Raw genomic sequence first — 11,915 nt, 5'->3', positions numbered from 1 at the left:
CCCGCTCGCCGGGGTCGGGGCGGGAACCCGGCGGGTGCTGGGTTCGGGCGGGAGCCGGGTCAGGAGCCGACGGTCTGCCTGGCCTCGGACCAGCGCTTGTTCAGGTCGTCGAAGTAGCCCTCGAGCGAACCGTCCGTGGCGCCGCGGGCGATGTCGATGAGCTTCTTGCGGTAGTCGGGCTTGTTGAGCCCGATCTCGGCGGCGTTGTCGACGGCGTTGACGTCGGCCGTCCTGGCCTCGGAACGCTCGATCAGCCTGACATCGTTGTCAACATAGTCCTTGAGTGTCGACGGCATCCCCTCGGACTTCAGGGCGGAGACGGCGCCCTCCTCGGCCGCGTAGCCGGACTTCTCGGTGAACCAGTCGATCCACGCCCGGGCGGCTTCCTTGTGGTCGGAGTGGATGTTGACGGCCTGCTGGTAGTCGGAGACCAGGGTGGCGCAGAACGTGCCGTCCTTCTGGGAGGGGACCGGCATGAATCCGATGTCGTCGGGGTTCCGCCCCGCCGCCTCGGCCGCGTCCCGCATCTGCTCGACCGCCCAGGACCCGAGCATCATGCTGCCCACCTTGCCCTTGGCCAGGAGGGTCTTGGAGCTCTCCCAGTTGGTGGTGGCCGGGTCCTTCTCCGACAGCTTCTCGTGGACGATGTCATGGAGCAGGGTGTCGAGGGTGTTGAGGTCGTTGCCCTCGGCCCAGGGCTCGTCCGTCGCGGCGAGTTTGTCGGAGGCCCGGGTGTCGCAGCTGATGGAGCCGACACCGTTGGTCCAGGGGCTCTCGAGCGGCCAGCCGTCCTTGAAGTTGGTGTAGTACGGGGTCGCTCCGGTCCTGTCCTTGACGGTCTTGAGATCGTCGAGGAACCGCTGGGGCGTCGTCGGCCAGTCGGTGATCCCGGCCTGCTTCCACAGCGCCTTGTTGTAGACGAGTCCGTTGGCGGTCCCGAAGGTGGCGATGCCGTAGGTCTTTCCGGCGACGTCCGTCTTGTCGGTGAAGCGGTAGGTGGGCTTCATCGACGAGGTGTCGCCGAGCGGCGCGAAGAACTTGGGGTAGTCGCCCTTGGCGACCGCCGACGGGATCAGCAGGACGTCGCCGTAGTCCTCCGTGTTCATGCGGATCCTCACCTCCCCCTCGTAGTCGGTGAGGCCCTCGAACCTGACCTTCACCCCGGGGTAGGTCCTGTTGAACTCGGCGGCGTACTTCTTCATCGTCCCGTCCTCGACCAGGTCGGTGCGATTGGTCAGCACGGTGATGTCCCCCGAGACGCCGTCCGGGTTCACCGGCGCGGCGGCGGTCTCGCCGGCGTTCGGGCTCCCTCCTCCACTGCACCCCGCGACGGTCAGCGTCGCGGTGGCGAGCAGAGCGACGCTCAGCGCTCTCTTCCCCATGCGCCCAGCTCCTTTCCAAGGATCACGGCTCGGGCTCCGGTGGTGGCTGACGGCGACTATGTCAGTCGGCAGTGAACCGGTAAAGCTCGCTGATCGCTCGCGATGCTCAATCGTTACCTGGGGTGAGCCGAGGGGCCGGAATGCCCATGTCCCCGTTGAGTCGCAGCGACGGCCAGGGTCGGGCGAGGAGGGCTAGACCGGTTCACAAGCAGGAGGTTAGGTTGAGCCGTGTTGCCCACGACACCGGGCCCGTCCCGCCGAAGGAGCCGTACATGAAGGAAGTCGTCCCGCTCGCCGAGGACTGGAACCTCCGCCACGGCGCGAGCCTGCTGCCCGCCCGCGTTCCCGGCTGCGTCCACACCGATCTGCTCACCGCCGGACTGATCCCGGACCCCTTCCTCGGCATCAACGAGAAGGGCGTGGCCTGGGTCGGACGGCGGGCCTGGACCTACGTCCGCGACCTGCGGGCCACCGACACCGCCGGGGAGGAGTACGAGCGGACCGACCTGGTCTTCGACGGACTGGACACCGCGGCGACCGTCACCCTGGACGGGCGGGAACTGGGCCGCACCCGGAACATGCACCGGCGCTACCGCTTCGACGTCACGGGTCGGCACGGTCTCCTGGAGGTGGACTTCGCCTCCGCCTACGACGAGGCGGCCTCGGTACGGGCGCTGACGGGGGAGCGCCCCAACGTCTATCCGGAGCCGTTCCAGTACATCCGCAAGATGGCGTGCGGCTTCGGCTGGGACTGGGGCCCGACCCTGGTGACCGCCGGTATGTGGCGCCCGGTCCGGCTGGAGCGCTGGTCGACGGCCCGGCTGGCCGGCGTGCGCCCTCTGGTGACGGTCCACGGCGACACCGGCCGCGTCGAGGTGCGTGTCGAGGTCGAGCGGACCGCGCGGGGGACGGCCCGCCCGCTCGCCGTGCGTGCCAGGGTCGGGGACGGCCTCGCGGAGACCCGCGGCGTCGTGGAGGGGACGCGCGCCGTGCTGACACTGGAGGTGCCCGACGTCTCCCTGTGGTGGCCCCGCGGCTACGGCGAACAGCCCCTCTACGAGCTGGAGTTGACGCTCGTCGAGGACGGCGACGGGCCGGGTTCCGGGGAGCGTCCCCTCGACTCCTGGCGCCGGCGCATCGGCTTCCGGACCGTGGAACTGGACCGCTCGGCGGACGAGCACGGCACCGGGTTCACCCTCGTCGTCAACGGGGAACGGATCTTCGCGCGCGGGGTCAACTGGATCCCCGACGACGTCTTCCCGTCCCGGATCACACCCGAGCGCTACCGCACCCGGCTCGGTCAGGCGGCCGGCGCGGGCGTGGACCTGGTCAGGATCTGGGGCGGCGGCATCTACGAGGACGACGCCTTCTACGACGCCTGCGACGAACTGGGCCTCATGGTCTGGCAGGACTTCCTCTTCGCCTGCGCCGCCTACCCCGAGGAGCAGCCACTGCGCGGCGAGGTCGACGCCGAGGCGCGCGACAACGTTGTCCGGTTGATGCCGCACCCCTCACTCGTGCTGTGGAACGGCAACAACGAGAACCTCTGGGGCTTCCGCGACTGGGACTGGGAGCCGCAGCTCGACGGCGGCTCCTGGGGCGGCGGGTACTACCTGGACCTGCTTCCCAGGATCGTCGCCGAACTCGACCCCACCCGCCCCTACACCGCCGGCAGCCCCTGGTCCGGCTCCTGGGCCCACCACCCCAACGACCCGGCCCACGGCACCCACCACTCGTGGGAGGCCTGGAACCGCCGGGACTACGCCGAGTACCGCGACTCGGTGCCCCGCTTCGTGGCGGAGTTCGGCTGGCAGGCGCCGCCCGCGATGGCGACCCTGCGGCGCGCGCTGCCCGGCGAACGACTCGCGCCCGACTCTCCCGGCATGCTGCACCACCAGAAGGCGGAGGACGGCAACGGCAAGCTGAACCGGGGCGTGGAGCGGCACTTCGTGCTGCCCGGGGACGACTTCGACCGCTGGCACTACCTCACCCAGGTCGTGCAGGCCCGCGCGGTCGCCACCGGGATCGAGCACTGGCGCTCGCACTGGCCCGTGTGCGCCGGCACCGTCGTCTGGCAGATCAACGACTGCTGGCCGGTCAGCTCCTGGGCGGCCATCGACGGCGACGGCCGGCTCAAGCCCCTCTACCACGAGCTGCGCCGGGTCTACGCGGACCGGCTCCTCACGCTCCAGCCGGGCGACGGCGGCGACGGCGCCGTACTCGCCGTCGTCAACCAGTCCGCCGAGCCCTGGCAGACGCGCGTGGTCCTGCGCCGGCTGCGGGCGGACGGCACCGAAGTGGCCGGGCACGTGCTCGACGTGACCGTCGCCGCCCGTACGGTGCACCGGCAGTCAGTGCCCCGGGACCTGGTCCCCGACCGGCGTACCGCCGACGAGTTCCTCGTCGCCGACAGTGCGGACCTGCGCAGCGTGCACGTGCCGGTCACGGACCGGGAGTTCGCCTACCCGGTCCCGGACTACGACCTGGTCGTGGAGACCCCGGTGGGTGACCGGACGGGTAGTGTCGAGGTCGTGGTAACCGCACACACCCTCGTACGCGACCTCCTCCTGCAGGCCGACCGGCTGGGACCGGACGCGGTCTGCGACACCGGGCTGCGGACCCTGCTTCCCGGTGAGCGGCTCCGGCTGCGGGTCACGGGCGCGGCGGAGACCGGGGCCAACGCCGTGCGGGCGGCACTGTTCTGCGTGGAACCGGCGTGAGCGCACCGTCCGTACGCGTCACCATCAAGGACGTCGCCGCGGCCGCCGGCGTCTCCAAGGGCGCCGTGTCCCTGGCGTTCAACGGCAAACCGGGAGTCTCCGACGCCACCCGGGAGCGGATCTTCGCGGCGGCCAGGCAACTGGGCTGGGCCCCGAACTCCTCGGCCCGCAGCCTGTCGCGCCGGTCCGTCGACACCGTCGGGCTGGCGATCTGCCGGCCGGCCCGGCTGCTGGGCCTGGAGCCGTTCTACATGGAGTTCGTCTCCGGCATCGAGAGCGTGCTGGCCGAGCGTGACTGCTCGTTGCTGCTGCGGCTGGTCGGCTCGCTGGAGGAGGAGATCGGGCTTCAGGAGCGCTGGTGGCGGGAGCGGCAGGTGGGGGGCTCGATCCTGGTCGACTTCCATCACGAGGACCCGCGGATCGGCCCGCTGCGGCGGATCGGCCTCCCGGCGGTGGCGGTCGGCCACCCGTCCCTCACCGGCGGATTCCCGTCGGTGTGGACCGACGACGCCGCCGCCGTCGCCGAGGCGGTGCGCTACCTGGCGGTGCTGGGGCACCGGCGCATCGCCCACGTGGGCGGCCCCCGCGGGCTCGGGCACAGCGCCATCCGGACGACCGCGTTCGAGCGGACCCTGGGCGAACTCGGCCTCGAACGCGGCCCGCACGTCGAGACGGGCTTCTCGGGCGAGGACGGCGCGCGCGCCACCCGTTCCCTGCTGCTGTCCGCCGAGCGGCCCACGGCGATCCTCTACGACAACGACATCATGGCGGTCGCCGGACTCGGTGTCGCCGCCGAGATGGGCGTCTCCGTGCCGGACGACCTGTCGCTGCTGGCGTGGGACGACTCCCAGCTGTGCCGGCTGACGCATCCCACGCTGTCGGCGATGAGCCACGACGTGCACGGCTTCGGGGCGCAGGTCGCACGGGTGCTGTTCGAGGTGCTCGCGGGCCACGACGTGACGTCCCTGCCCGTCCCGACGCCGTCGCTGGTGCCGAGGGCGTCGACCGCCTCGCCTCCCTCCAGGACCTAGGGCCGGCGGGGTACGGACGGTGGAAGGGGCGCGGCGCGATGCCGCGCCCCTTCGCGTGCCGCTGGAATCTCCGCGGTTTTGACATAGGTATGAGGCCATACCTATAGTCTCCGTATGCCCGACAGCAGTGCCTCCGAGCAGCGCATCGACCACGTGGCCTCCGGGCTCGCGGCGTGCCTGCCCGCGCTGCACCGGGCCCTGGAGCGGCGCATCGCGAGCGAGTACCCGCACCCCAAGCCGCCCGAGGGGCAGCTCGCGCTGCTGCGGTTCGTCGCCCAGCATGAAGGCGCGACGGTGCGCGAGGCGGCCGCGGCACTGCTGATGAAGCCCAACAACGTCAGCGCCCTGGTGTCCCGGCTCACGGAGCTGGGGGAGCTGGAGCGCCGGCAGGACGGCGCCGACAGGCGGATCGCCCACCTCCACCTCACCGCGTCCTCCCGGCAGCGGATCTCCGAGGTGTCCGCCCTCGAACAGGAGCACCTCGGTCACGCGATGCTGTCGCTCACCGAGGGTGAGTTGGACGCACTCGGGTCCGCCCTCGGCGCGCTGAGCGCGTTGAGCCGCCACCTCCACCCCGCGGCCGGCTGACCGGCAGGGTCACCGGCTCGCGCACGCACGAGCGGTGAGGCGTCAGGCCTCCCGCCGTCCTCCCATGTCCCGAGGGACGCCCCTGGCGGCAGCCCTCGGTCCCGGCCTGCGCCCACGCACCCACCCCGCCCCCCGGCGTCCGCCGGCGGGGCCGGCCCCGGGTGCCGCCGTGCGGCCGCTCGTCGCGCACTTCGTACATTTCCTTCGAAAGAGAAACGGCCACTTTCATGGCGTCCCCTTCAGTGGGCAACTCCGTCCCGCCCACGGCTGCTTCCGAGCGCCGGAAGTCCGCGGACCGCCGGGGCAACCCCTGGCTCGCTCTGATCGCAGTCTCGTTCGGCCTGCTCATGGTGCAGCTCGACGGTTCCGTCGTCGCCATCGCCAACCCCGCGATCGGCAAGGACCTCGGGGCGAGCACCGCGGAGCTGCAATGGGTCACCAACTCCTACCTGCTCGCGCTCGCGGCCTCGATGATCCTCGGCGGCAGGCTCGGCGACCGGTTCGGCCGGCGCTTCCACTACCTCGCGGGCGTCGGCGGCTTCGTCGTCACCTCGGTCGCCATCGGCCTGGTGGGCAGCATCGAGGGCGTCATCGTCTTCCGCGCCCTCCAGGGACTGTGCGGCGGCATCCTGATGCCCAACACCCTGGGCATCCTGCGTGCCGTCTTCCCGCCGAGGAAGTTCCCGCTCGCGGTGGGCATCTGGGGCATGGTCTCGGCCGTCTCGACGTCGCTGGGGCCCATCATCGGCGGCCTGCTCGTCGAGCACGTCGACTGGACGTGGGTCTTCTACCTGAACGCGCCGATCGGCGTCGTCGCCCTGCTGTTCAGCATGTCGGTCCTCGCCGAGTCCAGGAACTCCACCGGCCGCCAACGCTTCGACGTCGCCGGTGTCGTCCTGCTCGCCGCGGGGCTGCTCGCGCTCGTCCTCGGCATCGTCAAGGCCGAGACGTGGGGCTGGGCGTCCGCCGGCACCCTCGGCACCATCGCCCTCGGCCTGGTGCTCCTGGTCCTCTTCGGCTGGTACGAGACCCGGCAGGAGCACCCGCTGCTGCCGATGCGCCTGTTCCGCAACCGTTCGCTGACCACCGGCGCGGTGATGACCCTGCTGAACTTCTTCGTCATGCTCGGCGGCATCTTCTTCATCATGCTGTACCTGCAGAACGTGCGCGGCTACACGCCGGTCGAGGCCGGCGTCAGCACGCTGCCGATGTCCATCGCCTCGCTGTTCGCCTCCCCGGTCGGCTCCCAGCTCACCACGCGCTTCGGGCCCCGTGTCACGATCCCGCTCGGTCTGGTCCTCTCGGCCGCGGCCATGTTCGGCATGCTCACCTGGACCGTCGACTCCTCCTACGCGACCATGTGGCCGCCGTTCATCGCGATGGGCCTCGGCGTCGGCATCGTGCTGCCCGCCACCGCCGCGGCGATCATCGGCAGCGCGCCGGTCCGGGACGGCGGTGTGGCCTCCGGCCTGCAGTCCACCATGCTGCAGATCGGCGGCGCCCTCGGCACCTCCGTGCTGGTCTCCGTGATCGCCGGCAAGGTCGGTTCCTCGCTGTTCGGCGAGCTCACCGGCGCGGGCGTCCCGGTACCTCTGGCCCACGGGCTCGAGAAGGCCGAGGACGCCGTCGCGATGGGCATCGCACCGGTCTCCTCCGACATGCCGGCGCAGATCAGGGCCGCGGTCGTCGAGGGCAGTGGCCAGGCGTTCGTGAACGGTCTGCACTCCGCCGTCACCGTGACCGGGATCCTGGGCCTGATCGGTGCGGTGGCCGCGGTCGCCGGCATCAGGGGCCGCGCCGAGGAGACGGCGGACGGCACCGAGGACGGGGTGGCCGTCGCCGCTCACTGAGCACACCGGCGCAACGGGCAGTGGCGCCGCCGGGCCGCGTGGGCCCCGGCGGCGCCGCTCCGTCCGGTGGGCCGCGGCCGTACCGCCGGGCTCAGCCCCGCAGTGCGCTCTTCCGCCGCGGTGACCTCGGCGACGGTGAGGTGGCGGTCCGGGACCTCCGCGTGCGTGTCACCCGCGGGCGACCACCTGCCGGCACGCCTCCACGTATCCCCGCACCAGCGTCCGTTCCTCGTCCTCCCGCCGCCAGGCGAGCACGTAGCGGCTCGGGCTCAGCCCGCGCACCGGGCGGGTGGTGACGCCGCCCAGGGTGATCAGCGGGGCGTTGCCCACGGCCACGAGACAGATGCCGAGGCCGGCCACGAGGGCCTCGTACGTCTCCTCCGTGCCGGCGATCTCCGCGCCGACGCGCGGCGGGCGGACGCCCAGGTCACGCCGTTCGTCCAGCGCCAGCCAGAAGTCGCGCAGGACGCCGGCCTCCGGCGGCAGGGCGAGGAACGGCTCGTCGGCCAGGTCCGCGAAGTCGACCTCGGGCACGGCCGCGAGCGGATGGGTGTCGGGGAGGGCGACCAGGCGCGGTTCCTCGGCGACCGTGGTCCACGCGTAGCGGCCCGCGTCGGGCAGCGGCAGCCACACGTGGGCGACGTCGGCCGTGCCGTCGGCCAGGCCCGCGGTCGGGTCGTGCCAGCTCGACTGCCGCAGCCGCGGCCGCACCTGGGGATGGGCCGCCGTGAAGCGGGAGCGGATCGCCGGCAGCAGACCACCGCGCCCGGGGCTGGTGCTCATGCCGACCACCAGGGTGCCGTGCCGCGCCGCCCGCACCGCCGCCGCGCCCTCGGCCCAGTCGGCCAGCACCCGCCGGGCGTACGGCAGCAGGGCCGTGCCCGCCTCGGTGAGCGTCACCCCGCGCGGCTCGCGCCGGAACAGCTCGGTGCCCAACTGCCGCTCCAGCGCCCGGATCTGCTTGCTCAGCGCCGGCTGGGACACGTACAGCCGTTCCGCCGCCCGCGTGAAGTGCAGTTCCTCGGCCACCGCCGCGAAGTAGCGCAGCTCCCGCACATGCACGTCCGTCGTCATGACCGTTGGCTATCACCGTGGGTCTTGGACGGGCAACCGGCTTTCCCGGCAGGGTGGTTGGCAGTTGCGGAGAACGAATGGCGAGGAGCCGGAATGAACAGGGTGTGGCTGATCACGGGTGCGAGCAGCGGCTTCGGGCGGGCGATCGCCGAGGCGGCCCTCGCCCAGGGCGATGTGGTCGTCGGCGCGGCACGGCGGCCCGAGGGGCTCGACGACCTGGTGGCCGCCCACCCCGACCAGATGGAGGCGCTGCGCCTGGACGTCGCCGACACGGCCGCCGCAGGGGCGGCCGTGCGGGACGTGGTCGAGCGGCACGGGCGGATCGACGTCCTGGTCAACAACGCGGGCCGCACGCACGTCGGCGCCTTCGAGGAGACCCGCGAGGACGAGCTGCGCGCCCTGTTCGACGTGCACGTCTTCGGGCCGGCCGCCCTGACGCGGGCCGTGCTGCCGCACATGCGGGAACGGCGGACGGGCGCGATCGTGCAGATGAGCAGCATGGGCGGGCAGATGTCCTTCGCGGGCTTCTCGGCGTACAGCGGGACCAAGTTCGCGCTGGAGGGCATGAGCGAGGGGCTCGCCGACGAGGTGCGGGAGTTCGGCATCAAGGTGCTGATCGTGGAGCCGGGCGCCTTCCGCACCGGCCTGTTCGCGAGCGGCGCGGCCGGGCTCAGCGCGGACAGCGGTGTGTACGCCAAGGTGAGCGAGACCCGCGGGCTCGTCACCGGCGGCGACGGCGGCCAGCCCGGTGACCCGGCCAAGGCGGCGGCCCTCGTCCTCGACGCGCTGGCGGCCGACGACACCCCGCTGCGACTGCCGCTCGGCGACGACGGCGTCGGCGCGGTCCTCGGTCACCTGGAGCAGGTCCGGGCGGACGTGACGGCCTGGGAGAAGCGCACCCGGGCCACGGGCTTCGACGACTGAGGCGCACACCGGCCGGGGACCGTCCCCCCGGGCCGCCGTACCCGGTCCTCGCGTACCGCACCGCCCGGCGCGCGCATACCATGCGCTCAGTCACGCGGCCGTGCGTACCGGGCGGCCGCTCCCGCCCCGGCGGGCCTTCGCGCCGCCGCACGGATCAGGAGCACGGCACCCGTGTCCATACCGCCGCCCCCTGGGCCCCAGGGACCGTACTCCCCGGGTCCGTACCCCCAGGGACCGTACGCCCCGCAGCCGCCCCAGCCGGTCTGGGGCGGCCCCTACGGGCCGTACCCGCGGCAGGCGCCCGTCAACGGCGTCGCCATCGCCGCGTTCGTGCTCGGCGTGCTCTGCTTCGTACCGGCGGCCGGGCTCGTGCTGGGGCTGATCGCCCTGCGCCAGATCAGGAGGCGGGGCGAGCGGGGCAAGGGGTTCGCCGTGGCCGGTTCCGTGCTGTCCTCCGTGGGGCTCGCCCTGTGGGCGGTGTCGCTCTCCACGGGTGCCGCCGCCGACTTCTGGCACGGCTTCAGGGACGCCGCGCGGGGCGAGGGCACCGCGTACGCGCTCTCCGAGGGCCAGTGCTTCACCACGCCCAGCGGGTCCCTGCAGGGGGTCACCTACGACGTCGACGTGGTGCCCTGCGCCCAGGAGCACGACGGCGAGGTGTTCGCCGCCTTCGACCTGCCCGGCGGTGCCTACCCCGGTGACGACGAGGTCGCCCGCTCCGCCGACGACCGGTGCTACGCGCTGCAGGACACCTACGCCATGGACCGCTGGGCCCTGCCCGCGGACGTCGACGTGTACTACCTGACGCCGACCCGGCCGAGCTGGCGGGCGGGCGACCGGGAGATCACCTGCCTGTTCGGCAACACGGACGAGGAGGGGACGCTCACCGGCTCGCTGCGCAACGACGGCACGCGGCTCGACCCCGACCAGCACACGTACTTGTCGGCGGAGTTCCAGCTCAACCTGGCCATGGACGCGGTCCCGGAGGCGGAGACCGTCGAGGACGACCTCGCGGGCTACCGGTCCTGGGCGGTACGGATGTCGACGGCGCTGGACCGGGAGACCCGGATGCTGCGCGGGCACGGCTGGTCCGCGGGCGCCGAGCAGCCGGTCGCCGACCTGGTCCGCGACCTGGAGGCGGCGCGGGAGGAATGGGACCTGGCGTCCGGGGCCGCCGACGCCGACACGTACTACGAGCACCTCGACAAGGCCTTCGCGCTCGTCGAGGCCGACTCGACGGTCACGGCCCGCAAGGCTCTGGGTCTGGCGACGACGCCGCCGGTCTACGACGAGGACGGCGGCGGCGGGGGAGCCGGTGCCGGCATGGAGGTGTGAGGGCGTCCACAGCGGGGAGAAAGTGCCTGCGTGAAGCCTCCCGGGGGCACACGTCATCACTTCGAGTGATTCTCTGGCCTTCGCTTGCCTGGCACAACGTACGGTTGCGACGCTGTTGCTGTCTGTACAAGCTGATGGGAGCGGCCAGTGACATTCGGTGAGCAGCCGGCATACCTGCGTGTCGCGGGTGATCTCCGCAAGAAGATCGTCGACGGCCTGCTGGCCCCGCACACCCGCCTCCCCTCCCAGGCCAGGATCCGCGAGGAGTACGGCGTCTCGGACACCGTCGCCCTGGAGGCACGCAAGGTGCTCATGGCGGAGGGACTGGTCGAGGGGCGCTCGGGCTCCGGCACCTATGTGCGCGAGCGGCCCGAGCCCCGGCGCATCGCCCGCTCCGGATACCGGCCGGCCGGGGGCGCCACGCCCTTCCGGCAGGAGCAGGCCGACGTCGGGTCGCGCGGCACCTGGGAGTCCCGCAGCGAGCAGACCGAGGCGAGCGGTGCCGTCGCCGAGCGGCTCGGGATCAAGCCCGGGGACCGGGTGATGCGCACGCGGTACGTCTTCCGGGAGGGCGGCGAGGCGATGATGCTCTCCACCTCCTGGGAGCCGCTCGACCTCACCGGGCGCACCCCCGTGATGCTGCCCGAGGAGGGCCCGCTCGGCGGCATGGGCGTCGTCGAGCGGATGGCCGCCATCGACGTCGTCGTGGACAACGTCACCGAGGAGGTCGGCGCCCGCCCCGGCCTCGCCGAGGAGCTGCTCGCCCTCGGCGGCGTCCCGGGGCACGTGGTGCTGGTCGTCCGGCGCACCTTCTACGCCTCGGGCCGCGCGGTCGAGACGGCCGACGTGGTCGTCCCGGCCGACCGGTACCAGGTGGCCTACCACCTGCCCGTCAAGTAGGGCCGCGGGCCCGTCGACGGCGGCCGTCCGCCGCCAACCGGGCCCGCCACGCTGTGAGATGGCGCACGCCGCCGCGCGCCTCTCGCGCCCCCTCGCCCGCGTCGGCGCCGC

Annotated in this window: 9 protein-coding genes; 7 read left to right on the top strand and 2 right to left on the bottom strand. The window is 72.6% G+C overall.

What is annotated here, in order from left to right:
* Nucleotides 1-59 precede the first annotated feature (59 nt).
* A complete protein-coding gene (locus tag ACFWJB_RS16260; RefSeq protein ID WP_385471300.1) occupies nt 60-1,382 on the bottom strand; it encodes an ABC transporter substrate-binding protein in 1,323 nt (440 codons plus the stop codon).
* A gap of 272 nt (nt 1,383-1,654) precedes the next feature.
* Here ACFWJB_RS16260 and ACFWJB_RS16255 point away from each other — a divergent pair, with 272 nt between their 5' ends.
* The 4 genes from ACFWJB_RS16255 to ACFWJB_RS16240 all read left to right on the top strand — a co-directional run bounded on the left by ACFWJB_RS16255 (nt 1,655) and on the right by ACFWJB_RS16240 (nt 7,571).
* Nucleotides 1,655-4,102 (top strand): glycoside hydrolase family 2 protein, encoded by a 2,448-nt coding sequence (locus ACFWJB_RS16255; protein WP_386922871.1) that lies wholly within the window; start codon nt 1,655-1,657, stop codon nt 4,100-4,102.
* Nucleotides 4,099-5,133, top strand: a complete 1,035-nt coding sequence (locus ACFWJB_RS16250) for a LacI family DNA-binding transcriptional regulator (RefSeq protein ID WP_385471307.1) — start codon at nt 4,099-4,101, stop codon at nt 5,131-5,133. The genes ACFWJB_RS16255 and ACFWJB_RS16250 overlap by 4 nt, the downstream gene beginning before the upstream one ends.
* Before the next feature lie 114 nt (nt 5,134-5,247).
* Nucleotides 5,248-5,721 (top strand): MarR family winged helix-turn-helix transcriptional regulator, encoded by a 474-nt coding sequence (locus ACFWJB_RS16245; RefSeq protein WP_385471310.1) that lies wholly within the window; start codon nt 5,248-5,250, stop codon nt 5,719-5,721.
* 227 nt (nt 5,722-5,948) lie between these two features.
* A complete protein-coding gene (locus ACFWJB_RS16240) occupies nt 5,949-7,571 on the top strand; it encodes an MFS transporter (RefSeq protein WP_386922868.1) in 1,623 nt (540 codons plus the stop codon).
* Nucleotides 7,572-7,739: 168 nt separating this feature from the next.
* Here ACFWJB_RS16240 and ACFWJB_RS16235 read toward each other — a convergent pair whose 3' ends face one another.
* Nucleotides 7,740-8,645 carry a LysR family transcriptional regulator gene (locus ACFWJB_RS16235; RefSeq protein WP_385470244.1) on the bottom strand — a complete coding sequence of 302 codons (906 nt, stop codon included), beginning with the start codon at nt 8,643-8,645 and terminating at the stop codon, nt 7,740-7,742.
* 93 nt (nt 8,646-8,738) lie between these two features.
* Between ACFWJB_RS16235 and ACFWJB_RS16230 the strand changes: the two genes are divergently transcribed.
* The 3 genes from ACFWJB_RS16230 (at nt 8,739) to ACFWJB_RS16220 (ending at nt 11,804) form a co-directional block, all read left to right on the top strand.
* Nucleotides 8,739-9,569 (top strand): oxidoreductase, encoded by an 831-nt coding sequence (locus tag ACFWJB_RS16230; RefSeq protein WP_385470246.1) that lies wholly within the window; start codon nt 8,739-8,741, stop codon nt 9,567-9,569.
* Nucleotides 9,570-9,740: 171 nt separating this feature from the next.
* Nucleotides 9,741-10,904, top strand: coding sequence for a DUF4190 domain-containing protein (locus ACFWJB_RS16225; RefSeq protein ID WP_385470248.1), 1,164 nt, complete (start codon nt 9,741-9,743; stop codon nt 10,902-10,904).
* Nucleotides 10,905-11,051: 147 nt separating this feature from the next.
* Nucleotides 11,052-11,804 (top strand): GntR family transcriptional regulator, encoded by a 753-nt coding sequence (locus ACFWJB_RS16220; protein ID WP_385470250.1) that lies wholly within the window; start codon nt 11,052-11,054, stop codon nt 11,802-11,804.
* Nucleotides 11,805-11,915: the final 111 nt, after the last annotated feature.

Source organism: Streptomyces sp. NPDC127100 (genome assembly GCF_042724095.1).
GTDB lineage: Bacteria > Actinomycetota > Actinomycetes > Streptomycetales > Streptomycetaceae > Streptomyces.
This window is presented reverse-complemented; position numbering and strand designations above follow the sequence as displayed.

What these genes read in the sequence shown, in the direction of transcription:
- ACFWJB_RS16235 (WP_385470244.1), bottom strand. Translation starts at nt 8,645, where the DNA reads ATGACGACGGACGTGCATGTGCGGGAGCTGCGCTACTTCGCGGCGGTG.
- ACFWJB_RS16255 (WP_386922871.1), top strand. Translation starts at nt 1,655, where the DNA reads ATGAAGGAAGTCGTCCCGCTCGCCGAGGACTGGAACCTCCGCCACGGC.
- ACFWJB_RS16260 (WP_385471300.1), bottom strand. Translation starts at nt 1,382, where the DNA reads ATGGGGAAGAGAGCGCTGAGCGTCGCTCTGCTCGCCACCGCGACGCTG.
- ACFWJB_RS16245 (WP_385471310.1), top strand. Translation starts at nt 5,248, where the DNA reads ATGCCCGACAGCAGTGCCTCCGAGCAGCGCATCGACCACGTGGCCTCC.
- ACFWJB_RS16240 (WP_386922868.1), top strand. Translation starts at nt 5,949, where the DNA reads ATGGCGTCCCCTTCAGTGGGCAACTCCGTCCCGCCCACGGCTGCTTCC.
- ACFWJB_RS16230 (WP_385470246.1), top strand. Translation starts at nt 8,739, where the DNA reads ATGAACAGGGTGTGGCTGATCACGGGTGCGAGCAGCGGCTTCGGGCGG.